This is a genomic window from Coleofasciculaceae cyanobacterium (assembly GCA_036703275.1).
GTDB lineage: Bacteria > Cyanobacteriota > Cyanobacteriia > Cyanobacteriales > Xenococcaceae > Waterburya.
This window is the reverse complement of record DATNPK010000021.1, coordinates 88,652-108,369: the sequence shown is the minus strand read 5'-3', so window position 1 is coordinate 108,369 and position 19,718 is coordinate 88,652. Positions and strand designations below refer to the sequence as shown.

At 38.5% G+C, this 19,718-nt stretch carries 19 protein-coding genes; 10 read left to right on the top strand and 9 right to left on the bottom strand.

Going from position 1 to position 19,718, the window contains the following annotated elements:
* Nucleotides 1-33 precede the first annotated feature (33 nt).
* Nucleotides 34-1,041, top strand: coding sequence for a cytochrome d ubiquinol oxidase subunit II (gene cydB, locus V6C71_04795; protein HEY9767813.1), 1,008 nt, complete (start codon nt 34-36; stop codon nt 1,039-1,041).
* A gap of 142 nt (nt 1,042-1,183) precedes the next feature.
* Here the strand turns inward: cydB and V6C71_04790 are convergent, their stop codons facing one another.
* The 4 genes from V6C71_04790 to V6C71_04775 form a co-directional block, all read right to left on the bottom strand.
* The gene (locus V6C71_04790; protein HEY9767812.1) at nt 1,184-1,627 is read right to left on the bottom strand and encodes a hypothetical protein; all 444 of its coding nucleotides are present in this window, start codon (nt 1,625-1,627) and stop codon (nt 1,184-1,186) included.
* A 184-nt stretch (nt 1,628-1,811) separates the two neighbouring features.
* Complete coding sequence (locus tag V6C71_04785) at nt 1,812-2,129, bottom strand: hypothetical protein (protein ID HEY9767811.1); 318 nt, start codon at nt 2,127-2,129, stop codon at nt 1,812-1,814.
* Nucleotides 2,130-2,519: 390 nt separating this feature from the next.
* The gene (locus V6C71_04780) at nt 2,520-3,077 is read right to left on the bottom strand and encodes a 5-formyltetrahydrofolate cyclo-ligase (GenBank protein ID HEY9767810.1); all 558 of its coding nucleotides are present in this window, start codon (nt 3,075-3,077) and stop codon (nt 2,520-2,522) included.
* A gap of 19 nt (nt 3,078-3,096) precedes the next feature.
* Entirely contained in the window at nt 3,097-3,534 is a 438-nt protein-coding gene (locus V6C71_04775) for a GNAT family N-acetyltransferase (GenBank protein HEY9767809.1), read from the bottom strand.
* 297 nt (nt 3,535-3,831) lie between these two features.
* Between V6C71_04775 and V6C71_04770 the strand changes: the two genes are divergently transcribed.
* The 6 genes from V6C71_04770 to V6C71_04745 all read left to right on the top strand — a co-directional run bounded on the left by V6C71_04770 (nt 3,832) and on the right by V6C71_04745 (nt 10,343).
* Nucleotides 3,832-5,307 (top strand): nicotinate phosphoribosyltransferase, encoded by a 1,476-nt coding sequence (locus V6C71_04770; GenBank protein ID HEY9767808.1) that lies wholly within the window; start codon nt 3,832-3,834, stop codon nt 5,305-5,307.
* A gap of 3 nt (nt 5,308-5,310) precedes the next feature.
* Entirely contained in the window at nt 5,311-5,916 is a 606-nt protein-coding gene (locus V6C71_04765) for a nicotinate-nucleotide adenylyltransferase (protein ID HEY9767807.1), read from the top strand.
* Nucleotides 5,913-6,659, top strand: coding sequence for an NUDIX domain-containing protein (locus tag V6C71_04760; protein ID HEY9767806.1), 747 nt, complete (start codon nt 5,913-5,915; stop codon nt 6,657-6,659). Before V6C71_04765 ends, V6C71_04760 begins: the two co-directional genes overlap by 4 nt.
* A gap of 274 nt (nt 6,660-6,933) precedes the next feature.
* Nucleotides 6,934-8,673: an NAD+ synthase gene (locus tag V6C71_04755; GenBank protein HEY9767805.1), complete on the top strand. Its 1,740-nt coding sequence runs from the start codon at nt 6,934-6,936 to the stop codon at nt 8,671-8,673.
* Nucleotides 8,648-9,535 carry a sugar ABC transporter permease gene (locus tag V6C71_04750; protein HEY9767804.1) on the top strand — a complete coding sequence of 296 codons (888 nt, stop codon included), beginning with the start codon at nt 8,648-8,650 and terminating at the stop codon, nt 9,533-9,535. The genes V6C71_04755 and V6C71_04750 overlap by 26 nt, the downstream gene beginning before the upstream one ends.
* Before the next feature lie 121 nt (nt 9,536-9,656).
* Nucleotides 9,657-10,343 carry a Bax inhibitor-1 family protein gene (locus tag V6C71_04745; GenBank protein HEY9767803.1) on the top strand — a complete coding sequence of 229 codons (687 nt, stop codon included), beginning with the start codon at nt 9,657-9,659 and terminating at the stop codon, nt 10,341-10,343.
* A 341-nt stretch (nt 10,344-10,684) separates the two neighbouring features.
* Here V6C71_04745 and V6C71_04740 read toward each other — a convergent pair whose 3' ends face one another.
* A complete protein-coding gene (locus V6C71_04740; GenBank protein ID HEY9767802.1) occupies nt 10,685-10,972 on the bottom strand; it encodes a hypothetical protein in 288 nt (95 codons plus the stop codon).
* A 161-nt stretch (nt 10,973-11,133) separates the two neighbouring features.
* On the opposite strand from V6C71_04740, the gene V6C71_04735 reads away from it, so the two are divergent.
* Nucleotides 11,134-11,781, top strand: coding sequence for a hypothetical protein (locus V6C71_04735; GenBank protein HEY9767801.1), 648 nt, complete (start codon nt 11,134-11,136; stop codon nt 11,779-11,781).
* 72 nt (nt 11,782-11,853) lie between these two features.
* Here V6C71_04735 and V6C71_04730 read toward each other — a convergent pair whose 3' ends face one another.
* Together V6C71_04730 and panB are read right to left on the bottom strand one after the other, a co-directional pair.
* Nucleotides 11,854-12,765 carry a rhodanese-related sulfurtransferase gene (locus V6C71_04730; GenBank protein ID HEY9767800.1) on the bottom strand — a complete coding sequence of 304 codons (912 nt, stop codon included), beginning with the start codon at nt 12,763-12,765 and terminating at the stop codon, nt 11,854-11,856.
* Between the two features lie 29 nt (nt 12,766-12,794).
* On the bottom strand, nt 12,795-13,568 hold the full coding sequence (panB, locus tag V6C71_04725; GenBank protein ID HEY9767799.1) for a 3-methyl-2-oxobutanoate hydroxymethyltransferase: 774 nt from the start codon (nt 13,566-13,568) through the stop codon (nt 12,795-12,797).
* Between the two features lie 81 nt (nt 13,569-13,649).
* Between panB and V6C71_04720 the strand changes: the two genes are divergently transcribed.
* Entirely contained in the window at nt 13,650-14,714 is a 1,065-nt protein-coding gene (locus V6C71_04720; protein ID HEY9767798.1) for an ABC transporter ATP-binding protein, read from the top strand.
* An 84-nt stretch (nt 14,715-14,798) separates the two neighbouring features.
* On the opposite strand, the gene V6C71_04715 is transcribed toward V6C71_04720, so the two are convergent.
* Nucleotides 14,799-16,346 (bottom strand): B12-binding domain-containing radical SAM protein, encoded by a 1,548-nt coding sequence (locus tag V6C71_04715; GenBank protein HEY9767797.1) that lies wholly within the window; start codon nt 16,344-16,346, stop codon nt 14,799-14,801.
* A 740-nt stretch (nt 16,347-17,086) separates the two neighbouring features.
* Here V6C71_04715 and V6C71_04710 point away from each other — a divergent pair.
* A complete protein-coding gene (locus V6C71_04710) occupies nt 17,087-17,350 on the top strand; it encodes a DUF1830 domain-containing protein (protein ID HEY9767796.1) in 264 nt (87 codons plus the stop codon).
* A 572-nt stretch (nt 17,351-17,922) separates the two neighbouring features.
* Here the strand turns inward: V6C71_04710 and V6C71_04705 are convergent.
* Entirely contained in the window at nt 17,923-19,476 is a 1,554-nt protein-coding gene (locus V6C71_04705) for a hydantoinase B/oxoprolinase family protein (protein HEY9767795.1), read from the bottom strand.
* Between the last annotated feature and the right edge of the window lie 242 nt (nt 19,477-19,718).

The window sequence follows — 19,718 nt, the reverse complement described above, 5'->3', positions numbered from 1 at the left end:
ATTCTTTATTCTTCACCCTTTATTCCTCACAATATGGAAGCTTTAGATTATTTTCTCCCTCAAGTTTGGTTTGCCATATTAGCATTGTTTTTATTTTTGTACGTAATGTTAGATGGATTTGATTTGGGAGTAGGCATACTTTCGATTACCGCCTCTAATGAAGAGCGTCGGGGCATACTCATGACTAGTTTGGGCAATATTTGGGATGCCAATGAAACTTGGCTGGTTTTGATGGGTGGAGCTTTATTTGGAGCTTTTCCGCTGGCTTATGGCACGATCCTTCAGGCTTTGTATATCCCGATTACGGTCATGGTTTTTGGCTTGATTTTTCGTGCCGTTGCCTTTGAGTTTCGCGAATATGCAAATACTAAACTTTTCTGGAATATAGCCTTTGGTGGCGGTAGTTTTCTGGCTGCATTAGGACAAGGATTCGCTTTAGGAGCAATTTTACAGGGGATTACCGTTGATAGTGCTGGTCATTTTACTGGGGGAACTTGGGATTGGTTAACTTTGCGATCGCTTTTGGTTGCTTTAACTTTAATCCAAGGTTACGTATTAATTGGTTCAACCTATCTTATTTTAAAGACAGAGGGAGACCTACAGACTACTCATAATTTGACTGCCAAAATTTCAGCAGTTACTACATTTATCGGTGCGGTTTATTTAACAATCACCACACCTATTTTTTCCGAGAGTGCTAGAACTAGACTATTTGAAGCACCTTTATTGTATATTTTTGTCTTGATTCCTTTATTAGGAGCTTTGCTAATCTTTTTATTACTCAAAAGTCTTTACTCAGAACAAGAAACACGACCATTTGTTTGGACTTTACTATTGTTTCTACTATCTTTTATCGGATTAGGGTTAGTTGTATTTCCCTATATTATTCCCATGCAAATTACAATTTATCAGGCTGCTGCCAGTCCTAGTTCTCTGGTATTTATGATTGTTTTTATTGGTTTTTTGATTCCGATTATGCTGGCATATAATATTTACAACTATATTGTTTTCAAAGGTAAAGTAATCATCGAAGAAACTTAATTCAAGGCGCTCGCTTTGATACCTTTACTTTTTGATCATTAAATAAATCTTGTTTTAACAATACTTACTTTCTAGTCTGGCTTTTTAGCTATGTTTTCTCAATTAAACAGCAAATTTACTAATGCTACTTAACGATTGTGGTTCACTTAATATATGTTGCTAAAGCTTTTTCTAAAGTATCTATTAATCGATCTACATCGCCATCTGTAGCAGCAAAACAATTAGCAGGAGTCGTTTCAGGCTGGAAATTAATTAACTTTATTTGCCCTTCTCCAATACCAACTATAACCACCTCTAGTGCTGAGTCGTGACCATCAACAATACCCAATATTTCCTGTATTCTGCCTTTGGTATTGTGGTTCAATTGTACCAAACTTTCTTGAGAACAAGCCACAAAATGTGGTGTAGGCTGAAGATCGATACCTAAAACATCGTTAGTTTCTCCCCACTCTTGCTTTAATCCCCAGACTAGAGCAGCGAGCTGTTGCTCATAATCGTTAACAAAAAAGTCTAATTGCGATCGCCACTTTTGTTCAGCTATTTCTGGTCGATTATTACCTAAATCAAACATAGTCAAACTATTCAATACTCTGATGTTTTATTGGCAGCCTACATCTAAACCTAGTGAATTTTAGGTCAAGGACAACTGCACCACTATTCATCGTCTTCCGATCGCCTACTAAAGTCAATACTTTGGCATTATTTCCGAATCAAAATATATTTAAACTGAGGCTGCCAAGACTAATTACTAAACGAAAAATCAGGTTTAACTATACTTCGCAATCCATACGAGCGACAGTAATAGCATCAAATCCAAAAGCAAACATTAGGGGCATAGGGGATAGTATAAAATAGCTAGCCAAAAGAGCAGTTACGCTAATTGCCACCGCGAAATATAACCACTTTTGCTCGTTGTGACTAAGACCTTTTTCGCTTTTAATCAGCCTCATTACTTTTTGAGGAATAGGCTCAGGCATAACGCAATTAGGAGGAAACGCCCAGTAATGGTTATAGCGTTCCATAAATAAGTCTGTCCAACCATTGCGATCGCACCATTCTTGAATCCATTCGTCCTGAAAGTGTTGCATAAGAAGATTGGGAAAATTTGGAAAATACTAATTTGCCTAAAAAACTACGATGAAATAAATATTTAAATATAAGTCGATCAATCACTGTTTATTTAGATTAGCAAAAGCACTATTTTTTTTAAATACTTATTCTTCACAACTTAACAAACCTTAAATGAAATTGATGGTTAAATAGAGCTGAGTAAGCACAATTACTCATTTATTCTTTTAGGGTTCTTAATATATCTTGATTATAATTTGTTTAGTCGATCTAGCATAGCGATTAATCACTGTTAATCAACAATGAACCATCTCAAAAAGAGGTAGAAATAACGTTTATCGTATAAAGCTTAATTCTTGAATAAATATTTCAAAACACCTAACTTTAAAGCAGAAATAGCTTGAGAGCGTTTAATAAATATTAAATTTAGATTCGGTACAAATAAAATTTAGCTTTATGTCCCAGATATCTATCGGCAGCTCAAGCATGTAAGCAAAATCAAATGTGATGCCAACAGTAGGTATATTTAAGCATTGAGGAGAACTTAATAAACGATCGTAAAAACCTCCGCCATAACCCAAACGATATCCTCGATTATCGCAGGCGACTGTGGGAACAAGAATTAAATCTGCTGTTGCCGGAGAAACAACGGTTGCAGTTTTTAATGGTTCTTTAATGCCGTATTTACCAGAGTCTAAATCTTCTCCAGGCTGCCACGAATGCCAAACCAAGGATTTGCCAACGCAGCGAGGGAAAGCCCAGTTTTTGTTTAAATCAAATAATAAGGCAAGATCTGCTTCCTGACGAAAGCTGAAGTATGCCAGAATAGTACGCGCCTTTTTAAATAAACTATCAGCTTTAAGGCGATCGCAAATTAAACTGCTTTTTGCTTGCCATTGAGCGGCGGATAGAGACTGTCTTTGTTGCAGAATGTTACGCCGTAATACGGATTTATCGAGCTGTGGCATAAATCAAGACCTAATTGGTTCAAGATAGCTGCGCGAGCATTTTCACATGAGCAATACCTGCTTCGGTAAATCTTGCTCCTATTACTTCAAACCCCAACTGCCGATATAACTGTGCAATATATTCTTGAGCATGAACTATTACCTGAGATTTATTCTGAGCGGAAATAGTTTCTAAGGCTGATGCCATCAATTTTTTGCCAATACCTCGCTTTCTGGCTTCAGGCAACACGGCTAATCTTTCTATTTTTGCTGTAATATCATCTATATTTCTAATTCTGGCTGTACCCACCGCGCGATCATCGAGGTATGCCAGCAAATGAACTGCGGCATCATCCAAACCATCAAACTCCAACTCTGCCGATACTCCTTGTTCTGACTGAAATACTTTGGTTCTAATGTGCTTAATTGCAGCTATTTCATCTCGGTATTCGACAGTCTTAATTAGTAATGATTTCATCGTAAGTAAGAACAAGAGCGAAGTTACAAATAATAAGCAGAATGTTACTGGCAAAAATTTAAAAACTAAGTTGATTATTCTTGTATTTAACAGACCAAAGTTCAACTTGGTTCAATTGCTTTGATTTAATAAGTGCGATCGCACTCCCTTGACTAATTTCTAAAACCTTTGCCTTTAATGATTTTTAGCTTTCGTCTGCTCTGTTTTAATCTTTAGATATTATTGAACTTGACAATATATAATTTCTTACGAGTATAATTATAGTAATAAATACCAAAAATATTTTAAATTATTATTGTGAAAACAAATATAGCACAAGATGGGCTTAATATAAACCCCCAAGACTATTCTTTATTAACAGATCTATATCAACTAACTATGACGGCGTGCTATACGGGAGAGGGTATTGCTAACAAAAGAGCCAGTTTTGAATTATTTGTGCGACGTTTACCTAATAATTTTGGCTATTTAATTGCTATGGGGTTGGCTCAGGCGTTGGAATATCTAGAGCAATTGAGCTTTAACTCAGAACAAATTCAAGCGTTGCAAGAGACAGGTATTTTCGATCATGCACCCCAGGAATTTTGGCAGCTATTAGAGTCACTTGGTTTTACAGGAGATGTTTGGGCAGTGCCTGAGGGGACAGCAATTTTTGCTAATGAGCCGATCTTAAGAATCGAAGCACCGCTATGGCAGGCACAGTTAGTAGAAACATACTTACTGAATACAATTAACTATCAAACGATGATTGCTACTAAAGCAGCGAGAATTAGAGACGTTGCCGGAGTAGATGCAGATCTTCTAGAATTTGGCACTAGAAGAGCCTTTAGCCCACAGGGAGCAGTTTGGGCAGCTAGAGCAGCTTTGGCAGCAGGGTTTGACGGCACATCAAATGTTTTGGCAGCACTGAAATTAAAAGAAAAACCTAGGGGGACAATGGCTCATGCTTTAGTTATGGCGATCGATGCCGTAGCTAGAAGCGAAGATGAAGCTTTTAAAGCTTTTCAGAATTACTTTCCTCACGCACCACTGTTAATTGATACCTATGACACCATAGCAGCGGCTAAGCGCTTACAAAAGCAGGTAGAAGCAGGAATGAGCGTATCAGGAGTGCGAATTGACTCAGGAGATTTAGTAAAATTATCGCAACAGGTGCATTCTTATTTACCTGACAGCAAAATTTTTGCCAGTGGAGATTTAGATGAATGGGAAATTAATCGACTAAGACAACAGGGTGCAGCTATAGACGGTTATGGGATCGGGACAAAGGTAGTTACAGGTGTGCCAGTAAACGGGGTGTATAAGTTAGTAGAAATCGATCGCATTCCCACCATGAAAGAATCCAGTAACAAGTTAACTTATCCTGGTTGCAAACAAATATTTCGTACTGTTATTGATGGAAAGATCCACTCAGATCGCTTGGGATTAAAACAAGAGTCAGCTCAAGAAAATGAACAAAGCTTATTACAGATCGTCATGCAGGCGGGTGAAAGATTACCATCATTTCTTACCGCGGAATGCGGTCACAGGCAAGCACCGCCGACTTGCTCCGTCCACATGGTCGGGGAACCCGACCGTGGGCGGTGCGCTTTTCAAGGCGGTGAACCTGTGACCTTAGAACAAATTCGACAACGCACCGCAACTTCCGTAGCCAGTCTTACTGCTAACATCCGCCAAATCAGTAATCCAGATGTCTTTAGCGTTGATATTTCTTTCGCTTTGGAATCTTTACGTCAGTCTGTAACGAAGCAAAATCCAGTAACTACTAATTAACCAATGAAAAAAATAGCCTTGTTTGGTACAAGTGCCGATCCGCCGACGGTAGGACATCAAACTATTTTACACTGGTTATCCCAGCATTACGATCTCGTAATAGTTTGGGCATCAGATAATCCATTTAAGCAGCATCAAACCCCATTGGGCGATCGCACAAAAATGTTGGATCTAGCGATTACTGACATTAACCTTCCCTGTAATAATATCAGTCTGCAACCAGAATTAAGCGATCGCCGTACTTTAATTACCGTTAACAAAGCTAAGAATCAATGGGGAGAAGCTGAATTTAGCCTAGTTATTGGCTCGGATATTTTACCGCAGATTACTAGCTGGTATCGTATTGAAAAGTTATTGACGCAGGTCAAGGTTTTAATTGTACCCCGTCTAGGATATGACATGAAAGAAACAGATTTAGCATCTTTAGCTCAAGTTGGGGGTAAATTTGCGATCGCAAATTTAAATGCGCCAAAAGTATCCTCTAGTACATATCGTTTACAAAAAGATCCAAGTTTAGTTACTCTTTCGGTTAGAGAATACATTTTCCAGAAAAATTTGTATAACGCAACGATAGAAGCTAACCAACCGAGACAAGAGGAAAAAGTATGAAAACTAATTCTAAAGTAAAGCACAAAGCTAATACCAAATTAGAGAGTTTAGCGGACTTTAAAGTAGGCGTAGATAACGTTATTTTTTCGGTAGATACTGCTTACAATCGCGTCTTAGTTTTATTGCGTAAAAGAAATGATGAACCTTTTAATAATTATTGGAGTTTACCAGGCACATTAGTACGCCAGGGAGAATCTTTAACCGATGCTGCTTATCGCACTTTAGCTGAGAAAATTCAAGTAGATAATTTATATTTAGAACAGCTATATTCTTTTGGCGATCCTGGTAGAGATCCCAGAGAAAATTTCGATAGCTTTGGAGTGCGATATTTATCGGTAAGTTATTTTGCCTTGGTTAGATATGAAGCAGCAAAAATTATTAATCAATCAAACTATGGTGTTTCCTGGTACAAAGTAACTGAAATTCCTAAATTAGCTTTCGATCACGATGAAATTTTTAAATATGGCTGGAATCGGCTAAAAAACAAACTGCAATATAGTCCAATTGCCTTTGATGTTTTGCCAACCGAATTTACCTTAAATGAAGTTTATCAACTTTATTGCACAATTTTAGGAGAAAATTTTTCCGACTATTCTAATTTTAGATCTCGTTTACTAAAGCTCGGTTTCTTATCAGATACAAGAGTTAAAGTATCTCGTGGTGCTGGTCGTCCTGCAAGTTTATACAAGTTTGATTCAGCCGCTTTTGCTCCGCTTAAAGATAAACCTTTGTTGTTTATTTAATTTTTCTATCTGGAAATCTAAATTAAATTAATCGGCTCGATCAATAAAACCAAAACTCTAAAATTATGAGAATTAACTAGCAGATTTCTTTCTACAAAAACCCAAGTTAAGCAACTGAAAAACTTCACAACAAGTATTGCAGATAACAAATAACCAACGCTACTATTCAATTCGCTCAGCACTAACTAATTACTTAACACAACTCTTAGCATCTTTGCCCTTATTCGAGGACTTTTATCCGCAACATCTGGGTATATAAACGCGAAATAAAACCATGAAAATAGCGATCGCACAACTCAACCCCACTATCGGCGATATTACTCATAACGCTCAACAAATAATCACTGCTGCTAAAAACGCAGCAAAACAAGATGTCCGCCTATTGCTGACACCTGAATTATCGCTTTGTGGCTATCCTCCCAGAGATTTGTTACTCTATCCTGACTTTGTCGAATCGATGAGTAAAGAGTTAAATGCGATCGCCACTCAGTTACCAGAAAACATTGCTGTCTTAGTAGGTACAGTAGAAAATAATCCTCACGCAACATCTAAAGGACAAAAACCACTTTATAACAGCATGGCGTTACTAGACGGGGGAGAAATCAAGCAAGTTTTTCATAAGCGTCTGTTGCCTACTTATGATGTCTTTGATGAGGATCGTTATTTTGAACCAGGATATGAGGCAAATTATTTTACGCTTGACTCGGTAACAGTTGGTGTAAGCATTTGTGAAGACTTGTGGAATGATGAACAGTTTTGGGGAAAACGCAACTATGAAGTTAACCCCATTGAAGAGTTGGCACAGTTGGGAGTAGATGTAATTGTCAACCTATCGGCTTCTCCCTATACATTGGGTAAACAGAAACTAAGAGAGGCGATGCTGCATCATGCAGCTACTTGTTATCACAAGCCAATGTTGTATACCAACCAGGTTGGGGGAAATGACGATCTAGTTTTTGATGGTAACAGCGTCATGTTTAATAGTGAGGGAAAAATAGTTAGTCATGCTAAAGGTTTTGAGTCAGATTTGGTAGTTATGGAGTTAGATAAGTTAGTGTCTTCTTCTGCAAAAGAGGAGAAGATAAGCAGAGTAGAGGAAAATATTTCTGTTCAAACAGTTTACTCTACACTTCATCAGGAAGATCAAGAGAGTAATCAAGAAATTTTTAGTGCTTTGGTGTTGGGCGTAAAAGACTACGTTAGAAAGTGTGGTTTTAATCAAGCTATTTTAGGCTTAAGCGGTGGAATAGATTCTGCCTTGGTAGCGACGATCGCCTCAAAAGCTCTAGGTGCAGAGAATGTCTTAGGAGTATTGATGCCTTCCCCCTATAGTTCGGATCATTCTATTAGTGATGCGGTAGATCTAGTCAATAACTTAGGAATAAAAAGCCAGAAGATCGAGATTAAAAAAGCGATGGCGGCTTACGATACAATACTCGAGCCGATGTTTTCTGGAACCAAGTTTGGTATTGCGGAGGAAAATATTCAGTCGCGGATCAGAGGTAATTTATTAATGGCGATCGCCAATAAGTTTGGTTATCTGCTGCTGTCTACGGGTAACAAGTCTGAGATGGCGGTAGGTTACTGTACCCTATATGGCGATATGAATGGTGGTTTAGCGATAATTGCCGACGTGCCAAAAACGAGAGTGTTTAAACTATGTCGCTGGTTGAATCGTAACCAGGAAATTATCCCCGAAAATATTATTACTAAACCCCCCAGTGCAGAATTAAAGCCCGAGCAAAAAGATTCTGATTCTTTGCCACCTTATGAGATACTAGATGATATCCTAGACCGCATTGTTTGCCAACATCAATCTACCGCAGAAATAGTTGAAGCTGGACACGACACCGAAACAGTGAGTAAGGTAATCAAATTAGTCACCCGTGCTGAATTTAAACGCCGTCAAGCACCTCCAGGGATCAAAATAACCGATCGCGCCTTTGGTACTGGCTGGCGGATGCCAATTGCTAAGAAATTATCCGTTTATGAACCTGCAAAAGTCACGCTTTAACCAACAAAAATTAACTCCTTATCTGTTTTTATTACCGGCGATCGCTTTATTAGGATTGACGGTCTTTTTTCCCGCGATTCAGGCGTTTGCCCTTAGCTTTACCAGATATGAATACGATATTACTCAGCCTCCTGAGTGGGTAGGGTGGGAAAATTTTCAACGGCTGTGGCAAGATGAAATATTTTGGCAAACAATTAAAAATACTCTGCTGTATTTAATTGGAGTCGTGCCGATTTTGGTAATTGCACCTTTATGGTTGGCTATTGTTGTCAATCAAAAATTGCGAGGCATAAATTGGTTTCGTACTGCTTTTTATACCCCTGTTGTAATTTCAATGGTAGTAGCAGGAATCGCCTGGAAAGCTCTTTATACTCAAAATGGTTTATTAAATCAATTTCTGCAACAAATTGGCTTTTCCGAAGGTATTCCCTGGTTAACTAGTCCCAATTTAGCTATTTGGAGTGTCATGTTAGTCACTATCTGGAAAGGCTTGGGTTATTACATGGTAATCTATCTAGCAGGATTGCAGTCAATCCCTCCAGAATTATACGAGGCAGCAGCGATCGATGGTTCAGATAGCTGGCAAAAACATCTGGATATTACTATTCCCCTGATGCGCCCTTATTTATTCTTAGTAGCAGTAATTTCAGCAATTTCAGCTACAAAAGTATTTGAAGAAATTTTTATTATGACTCAAGGAGGGCCGAGAAATAGTTCTAAAACTATAGTTTATTATCTTTACGAGCGAGCATTTCAAGATTTAGATATTAGCTATGCCTGTACTATTGGTTTAGTCCTATTTTTAGGTATTTTAGGATTATCAATTATCAATTTAAAGCTGACGCAAGAAAACAATAAATAACTTAATTGTTAATTGAGCTCACTAATCAAATAACTTGCTTTGGTTAATATACAGATAGTTATGACTAAGATTAAATCTTTAAACTTAGAAACTTATTAAGATTAAATGAGGTATACAAACTATGGTTAGCGTTGCTCAAGCGAGTCCTAATGATCGCGTTAAATTTATTAAAAACACTTATATTCATCTAGCAGGTGCGATTGTAGCTTTTATCCTAGTAGAGTTTATTTTATTCCAAACTGGCATTGCCCAAGAACTTACTGGTTTCATTGCTGGGAATAGATTCGGCTGGTTGATGATTTTGGGGGGTTTTTCTTTACTAGGATGGTTGTCTCAAAGTTTAGTAGCAAAAGCAGACCAAGTAGGCGTACAGTATACAGGATTAGGGGTTTATGTTGTAGGTGAAGCCTTGATTTTTGCCCCGATACTATATATTGCTACTGCATACACTGAAGATAGTAATCTGGTTACGACTGCTGCTATTCTCACCTTGATGATGTTTGCAGGTATTACTACCGTTGCATTTACTAGCGGTAAAGACTTTTCTTTTTTAGGTAACTTCCTCAGAATTGGCGGTTTTATTGCTTTGGGTTTAATTATCTGTAGCGTATTGTTCGGCTTCACCCTGGGTTTAATTTTCTCAGTGGCAATGATTGTCTTTGCCTCGGTGGCAATTTTGTACACTACGTCGAACATTATTCATCGATATGGTACTCACCAGCATGTTGCAGCATCTTTAGAGCTATTTGCTTCCGTAGCATTATTGTTCTACTACATTCTGATGACTCTATTAAGATCTCGTGATTAGAAAAACCCATTAGCTAATTGCCAGTAAATTTAAACATTTATAGTTGGGACGAGTAGTCGATACTCGTCTTTTTTATTTTATTTTGATGAACGGTAATGCGCCTTCGGCGGTTACAATTTTGTAGGATAAATATGTATAGCACTCGAAGCAAAGGTTAAGACACGTCGATCAAAAGCTAATAGCTATTAGCTATTAGCTAATAGCTATTAGCTCGTTTTATAACTAAATATATAGTTCACTTGCTATAGATATTGAGTCTTGGTTATTAAAACTGATTTTCTTACTTATTTGTTTTATTGTTATTTAAATACTCTTGACTTTTGCCCAGCAAGTTTAAACAATCAAACTTCAGGATGATTATGAGGAGCAATACAGCCATCGGGAAGAAGGGCAACAGAAAGAGCAATGGAATAATACTTAATCAAAACCCGTTCGGCTTTGGTTTGAGCAAGATCGATAACATGATGAATTTTAACAGGCATAACTCCCTGGGGTGGAAATGTCCACCAGCTACCATGTAGATAAAAAGAATCTGTATAACCCTGTTGTTGACACCATTTTCGGCATACAGCAGCAGCAGCGGTTTCTATATTGGGATAAATAATTAGGTTGTTGATGCTGTCATCCATAGTAATCCTAATAAAGATAAAGATGTAGATCTATAAATAAAGCGATCGAAATCATTTCTCATGATTACCATTTAGGTAATGATTTTAAAATACAGCCTTGAAAACACAAGAACCAACCTTTAATTTTTATTATCGAGCTATCTATAGAGATTAATTTTGATATGTTTCTATCCAAACTACTGCCAAATCTTTTATCTGAAACTACTCACAATCCTCAACTGTACAAAGCAAGGAAACGACATAATAGCTTACCAAAAACAAAACATGACAAGTTCTATAATTTAGCCAGTCAAAATTATCAGCAAGCTTGTAATATTGCTCAACATAGATATGGCGAGTTAGCACAAATGCTACGGGCAGTTGTCAAAGAACACTATACTTCAGCAGAGCAAAACAAGATTAACAGTATTATTATTTCTATCATCGATATTCTTGCTAGTAAAGCAAATATCTTTCCTGATATGAATTATGAAAATGTCTGGTACACCGATCACTACGATCTGATTGAACTCGCCAGAAACATGGGAGTAGGAGATGAAACTTTACCGCATTGGAAAAAGGAATCAAATCTACATAATCGATATTTAGAGCTTTGGGCTTCAGATTTGGTTGGGATCTTGTTAGAAGTTTCTGAAGAAGCTTTAATCGATGGTTATCAGTCTGGCGCTGATGTCAATCAGTGGTTTAGCTACATAGCTAGGGAAGCTTTGAAATCTCGTAAAAGACTGTCTCGTTACCGTCAGCGACAAAGCGAGTCTCTCTATATTTCCTATAGAAGTTCGGGGATAGAAGGCTGGGATAAAAATTAAACTTGTGGCTGAGACTAAATATCTCGATCCATAAATTCAAGAGGACGCAATTTCTGAAGCGTCTGCACAAATTCAAGTTTTTTGTTCAAAAGTATGATCGTGCCGTTGCCTTCGCTCTTTTCTAGCTCGACGACGATTTACTTGGCGAGCTTGCTTCTCTGGAGTTAGACGATCGCAACAGTGAGGACAAGAAATATTCGATTCATATTGAGGCGAGTTTCGATCCGCTTCTGATATGGGATGACCGCAAGCGTAACAAAGTTGATGACTACCAGGCTCTAGTCTTTCTTTAACTGCAACTCTTTCATCAAAGACAAAGCATTCTCCTGACCACATACTTTCTTGAGGAGATACGGTTTCCAAATATTTTAAAATGCCTCCTTGGAGATGATACACCTGTTTAAATCCCTGAGAAAGCAAATATGCAGAAGCTTTTTCACAACGAATTCCGCCAGTGCAAAACATAGCTACTTTAGGATGCACTTGTGGATCGAGATTTTGAGTAACGTATTCGGGAAAATCGCGAAAAGACTGAGTATTGGGGTTTTTGGCCCGTTTAAAACTGCCTATTTCTACTTCATAATCGTTCCTAGTATCGATAACGACTACTTCTGGGTTACTAATTACCTGATTCCAATGCTGAGGCTCAACGTAAGTACCTACCTGCTGAGTAGGATTGACCTCAGGTATACCCAAAGTGACAATTTCTGGTTTAATTTTGACCTTTAATTTGGCAAAAGGTAATTTTTCCGCAGTAGATTGTTTAGGTTCTAAATCTGCCAAACCAGGAAGACGACGCAACGTAATTAAAACATCGGCGAGCGCATCACTAGTGCCGGCGATCGTGCCATTAATCCCTTCTTTTGCCAAGATAATCGTACCTTTGACCTGTTTATCCCGGCATAAAGTGAGAATACTCGTTTTAACGGCTTCGAGTTCTGATATGGTTACAAATTTATAAAAAGTAGCAATTAAATAAGTCATCGAACAGCAAACAACTAAAATTAAAGAAATTAAGGAAATTGTTGATTTTGTACTTCTTGAGTAAAATCTGACACGGCATTGATAATGAGTTGCCGTAAATTGACATAAGACTTGGCAAACGGTGGTTGTCTTGCCGATAAGCCCAACAAATCGGCGGTGACTAAAACTTGACCATCACATTGATTTCCTGCACCAATACCAATAGTAGGAATTGCAATTTTATCAGTAATAACCGCAGCCAGATCGTGAGGAATATGCTCTAGAACAATAGCAAACGCTCCTGCTTGAGCTAGAGCGATCGCCTGATCGAGAATTAGATTAGCCTGTTCAGGCGTTTTTCCCTGCTGCTTATAGCCCAAAATTCGAAATGACTGGGGAGTTAAACCAACATGACCCATCACGGGAATTCCTACAGCAGTTAATTCAGCAACGGTTTCAATAATCCGAGGATGCCCCCCCTCTAGCTTAATTGCGGATACATTCGTTTCCTTAAGAACTCTTCCCGCTGCAAGCATAGCTTGAGTGACGCTAGTCTGATAACTCATAAAAGGCAAATCACAAACGACCAAAGCCTTTTTTACCCCGCGACATACAGCCTTGGCATGATGAATAATCTCATCTAAGGTAAGGGGCAAAGTACTGGAATAGCCAAGTCCGACCATGGCTAAAGAATCCCCTACCAAGATAATGTCTACTCCTGCCTGGTCTAAAACTTCCGCCAGACTATAATCCCAGGCTGTCAGAGAAATAATTGAGCGTCCTGCCTGTTTCCATTGAGTTAATTGCTGTAAAGTTACTGCCATTGCGATCTAAGCTGGAGCTAATATTTTGTAGGCTACTTTCTTATTGTAAAAGCTGAATATAAGAATTTATTTATTTAAAACATGGCAAAACTAAAATTACAAAATTTACAAAAGAAATATCGAGCTGATGTTATTCCTGTAAAAGATGTTTCCTTAGAAATTGATGATGGCGAATTTTTAACTTTATTAGGTCCTTCTGGCTGCGGAAAATCCACTCTACTACGCCTCATTGCTGGTTTAGAACCTCCAACCAGGGGGGAAGTAATTATCGGCGGCAAGAATGTCAATCGAGCTGCACCTGGCGATCGTAATATGGCAATGGTGTTTCAAAGCTATGCTCTTTATCCCCACATGACAGCAGCAGAAAATATTGCTACAGCACTGAAACTACGCAAAATGCCTGATGCTGAAATTAAACGTAGGGTAAACGAAGCAGCCCATCAATTAGAATTAACCAGTTTGCTTAACCGCAAGCCTGGTCAAATGTCTGGGGGACAAAGACAGAGAGTAGCCTTAGCCAGAGCTTTAGTCAGAGATCCCGAAGTATTTTTATTGGATGAACCTTTGAGTAATTTAGATGCTCTATTACGAGAGCAAGTTAGAGCGCAGATGAAACAACTATTTAAAGAGCAAAACAAGCCAGTAGTTTATGTTACCCATGACCAAACTGAGGCAATGACTCTTTCAACTAAGGTTGCAGTCTTAAATCAGGGCATAATCCAACAGCTCGATCCTCCCAGTCGCATTTATTCCCATCCCGCTAATGAATTTGTCGCTAGCTTTGTCGGCAGCCCTCAAATGAACCTTTTGACTCTAAGATGTGAGAACGATAAAGCACTTTTAGGTAAACATCAGCTTAAGCTACCTGCTATGAGCGAAAAACTTACTCAAATTGTCTTTGGTATTAGACCCGAAGATGTCTTCGTTGCTACTGGTGAATCAGAAACAACTATTGTGGGTCAAGTTTATCTAGTCGAACAATTGGGTAAAGATAATCTAATCAGCGTAAGAATAAACGGCTCGGAAACTACTATTAGAGCTTTATTACCAAGTGATACCGAATGGCAAGATCGAACCCTTTCCTTAGTCATTCAACCCAGTAAAATTCACTGGTTTGATATCCAAACAGGCGATCGCCTTAATTGAGAACAGAGGAGCAAGGGAGTAGAGAAAATACCAGAACAGCTGCTCAATTCTTACCTCATTCTCGATCCCTCATTCCTATTTTTTTTACCTAGCCATGCTTTCAGCTTTGGGTTTAGAAGCTATGTAGTTAGCTAGTTGAGTATTAATTTGTTCTCTGACAATAAAACGATACTCGGTAAAATGCTCGAGATACGCGCATAAAGTTAAATAAATCTCTAACTGGCGGGGTTTTTTCAACAATACCTGAATCAAATTACGCCAAAATAACAGGCGAGTTTGAGCCAATACACCCTGTTTCCACAAGATTAAACCTAAAGCACGAATTGTTTTCCAACTCGGTCTTTTAGATTGAACGTTTTTAGCCTCACCTAATTTCATGTAATAGCGGAAGATACGATCTAAATAAGCTGCTGGATCGTAAAGCTGCCAAAAAGCATTAACATATTCAGTGGCAATTTCTTCAATATCTCTGGTGGGAACAAAGTTCATCAGGGTTGTCTGATTGATATTCGCCGATGAGTTGAGCAGCCTACCCTCCTTGGCTAACCTATCCCACAAAGCTGTACTAGGCAAAGCTTGGAGCATACTAAACATGGCCAAAGGAATATTGGTTTGTTCGACAAACTGGACAATGCGATCGCCAGCCTGGGGTTTCTCACCATCAAAGCCAATAATGAACCCTGCCATTACCTGCATTCCTGCTGTTGTGATCTTATCGATCGATTCAGTCAGAGGATCGCGAGTATTCTGAAATTTACTGGTTAAAGCTAGGCTATCTTGATCGGGAGTTTCAATACCTAAAAAGACTTTTTTGAAGTTACATTCGACCATTAATTTCATTAACTCATCATCTTGAGCCAAATCTACCGAAGCTTCGGTGGTTAAGCCAAACGGATAGCTTTTTTCTGCCATCCAAATTTTTAATTCTTTAAGCAACAGTTTAACGTTACGTTTGTTGCCAATGAAATTATCATCCACCATGAAAACTGCGCCACGCCAACCTAGATCGTAAATACGCTCTAATTCTGCTAGTAGCTGCTGGGGAGTCTTGGTACGGGGTTTGCGCCCATAAAGCACGATAATGTCACAGAATTCGCACTGGAAAGGACAACCACGCGAAAACTGTACCGACATATTGTCGTAGGCAGTCAAATCTAGTAAGTCATAACGGGGAATTGGAGTTTCAGTTACCGCAGGCTTTTCTGTTGAACGAAAAACGCCTTCGCGATCGCCACGTTCAATTGCAGCGATAAACATAGGCAAAGTAATTTCTCCCTCGTCTAAGATTAAAAAGTCAGCCGCCTCTACTTCTTGAGGAGAAGTTGTGGCGTAAGGGCCTCCAACAGCAACTAATTTGTTTCGGCGTTTAGCCTCGGCTATTTGAGCTAACATATCGTTTTTCTGCACGATCATGCCCGAGATAACTACTAATTCTGCCCAATCCCAATCTGACTCAGTAATTTCTTGGACATTGTGGTCTACTAGCTTAAACTGCCATTCTTGTGGCAATATAGCTGCCACAGTAATTAAACCCAAAGGTGGCATCAGAGCTTTGCAGTCTACTAAGGCTAGTGTTTTCTCAAACGACCAGAAACTTTGGGGAAATAAAGGGTATAGTAATAAAACCCGCATAATTGATTCCTCAGATTAACAATTCTAAAGTTATACAAGCTTATCTTGTTCGAAAGAAGAACGTCGTTAAAGGTTTATGTAATTGTTCAGCAAAAATATCGCCCTGAATTCAATCCTGGGGAATAGATCCTGCTGTTAAAGGTTCTTATTAGTTGTCATAAAGCTATTTTAATTAAATGGCTATTTTGCTCGTGCTGTGTTTTTAGGCAAGAACAAGATTTCGGATATCGGAAATCTTAAAAAAATCTAAAGCTCCTCAAACTGTTAAACTTATTTTTGTTTTGATTGCCAACCGTTTTTAACCCAATAATTAAGCGGGCAAAAAATTCACTCTATCTATTTGGTTGTTTGGTATTTCTACTGAAGCCATATTAATCATAAAGCGTCAAACGCAGTGTTTTCTAGGATTTAATTTTCAGTAATTTTACTGAGAAAATTTTAATCAACCTATTTGTTAAAATGAAAACTAAATTTTTGGGTGGATTCTCAAGTCCGAAAATAGTCCGAGAAATCATTAAAAAATAATATCTAAAGATAGATATTCAGGAAAAATACTTTAGGATAGACTAGGGATCAAGCCTAAAGCTTGTAGTCATCGGAAAAAAATAAATATCTTTAGCTTGCTATTTATTTTTTATAGCCATCTTTAAGTCAAAGCGTTTAATCAGTGTTTAGTTGAAGCAAGCTTAAAAGAAAAAACATCACTGACCGAGCATACAGCCTAAAAAAAAATTAAAACAATGTTATCTTCTCTTACCCCACCTACTTCTCAACTTGCTCTTTGTTGCTATGTAAATGCTACTGCTCATGTAGAAGTAGCTCGAATTACCAACATTCCTAACTGGTGTTTTGAACGAGTAGTTTTCCCTGGACAACGGTTAATATTTAAAGCTCCGCTGGCAGCTAAGTTAGAAATTCATACTGGCATGAGTATTAGCTCGATTATCTCCGAAACAATTGACTGTCAAAAGTTACGTTTGAGTACTTCTATTGACGACAATTGAGGCTCATAGATAGCTCACAGATATAAATAATCAATATTTATTCTGAGTAAACTTGCCAACAGAACAACAGCGATCGCTTTCTAGTAAATTACGGCGATCGCTATTTATTTTTTATTGATGCGTTAGTTTGCTCAATTAGATTTTATTCAAATACAGTAGCTCTAGTTAATAGATCCAGCCACATATCATCTGCTAATACAATATTTCTTTCAATGTTCTGTACCAACATGTTGTTGTACTTTCGGACTGTAATTACAGCCGTTTTCAGTTGAATAGACTACGTTTTCTTGAAGCAGTCCTAAAGGATATATCGAAGTGTATCCCTTTAGGGACACCTTCGGATATCGTCGCAAGACTCGTCGGCTTTTGGGTAAGAATATTCTTACCCAAAACACGACGGGACGATCTGCCCTAAAGGATTAGTGCCTGGAGGCACGTCCGCGTACGCGCTGCGCTATTAGCCCTTCGGGTAAGCTTCGCGTCGTCCGTTCAGGGACGCAACTGTCTCACTTTTAGCTTGTTTAAATTTTAGTATTGTGGTCTACTGGTTTGAAAAGCGCAGTAAGTTAAAATTAGAAATGCTCTTGTGATCGGCCATACCCACCACCGCCTGGAGTTTCAATCACCAATGTATCTCCAGGCTGCATTTCTACTGTAGCTTTACTACCTAATTCTTCGATAATGCCAGTTTTTTCAATGTAGTTTCGACCAGCTTTTCCTGCTGCGCCTCCCGCCAAACCAAAAGGCAAAATACGTCTACGATTAGATAAAATTCCCGCTGTCATCTTGGCTAGAAACCGTACTTTCCTCACCACACCATTCCCACCACAGTTACGTCCTTTTCCACCACTATTTTGACGAATACTAAAGTTTTCTAAAAGTACGGGAAAACGTTGCTCTAAAATCTCTGGATCGGTGAGACGAGAATTAGTCATCTGAGTTTGTACCGCATCAGTACCCGCAAAATTTTTACCTGCACCCGAACCACCACAAATAGTTTCATAATACTGATACTGTGTGTTACCAAAAGTAAAATTATTCATCGTTCCTTGGGATGCGGCCATAATTCCCAAAGCACCATATAGGCAATCGGTAATATTTTGCGATGTTTCTACATTTCCTGCGACCACAGCAGCGGGATATTGTGGATTAAGCATACAGCCTTCAGGAATGATGATTTTTAGCGGTTTAAGACAACCTGCATTAAGGGGAATACGATCCTGAACCAAAGTTCGAAAAACATATAAGATAGCAGCCTGGCATACCGCAGCAGGAGCATTAAAGTTGTTATCTAATTGAGTAGAAGTACCTGTAAAATCAACGGTTGCCTCAAGGCTGTGTCGATCTATAGTTACTTTTACCTGTATTTTGGCACCGTTGTCCATCTCACAAACGAACTCACCATCTTGCAGCACGGCGATCGCCTTTTTTACTGCTGCTTCAGCATTATCTTGAACAAACTGCATATAAGTCTGTACAGTTTCTATCCCATATTGATCGACCATTTTAAGCAATTCTTTTACTCCACGATTATTCGCAGCAATCTGTGCTTTAAAATCAGCAATATTTTGGTCAGGATTTCTGGCAGGATAAGTATGATTAGCTAAAACTTCTCTAACAGCAGTTTCCCTGAATTTTCCTCCTTCTACCAACAAAAAGTTATCGAATAAAATTCCTTCTTCCTCAATATTTCGACTGTAGGGCGGCATTGAACCTGGAGTTATACCACCGAGATCTCCCTGATGGCCACGAGAAGCAACATAGAAGATGGGTCGAATCTGCTCATTAAAAACGGGAGTAACTACCGTCACGTCAGGAAGATGTGTTCCGCCATTGTAGGGATTATTCGATAAATAAATATTGCCTGATTGAATTTCATCTCTCATTGCCTCAATTAAGCTAATAACGCTAGCACTCATTGAGCCAAGATGTACAGGAATATGAGGCGCATTGGCTACTAAAGAGCCATAGCTATCAAAAATTGCACAGGAAAAATCTAATCGCTCTTTGATATTTACTGAAGTAGCAGTATTCTGCAAGACAATACCCATTTGTTCAGCAATAAACTGATAAAGATTATTAAAAATTTCTAAGCGAACAGGATCGGGTCGATCTAGAGGAATCATACCTAATAATGAGGATCGGTTAGTTTGGATTTTACCTAGTTACACAGAGTCGTCATCTGTGCTTTGTGCGGTGGGATATCGTGCCGATGATGATAATAAATGCTCTTATGCCTAAAGTCTGTTTGCATAGCAACGAAGTAGTACGATATATAGACTAAATTTTTTAATCGTATATGCCAAATATTTTTTAAGGCTGCTAATAATTTGGCTGCCTTTTTCTATTTATAGTTATCTTCTTTAGG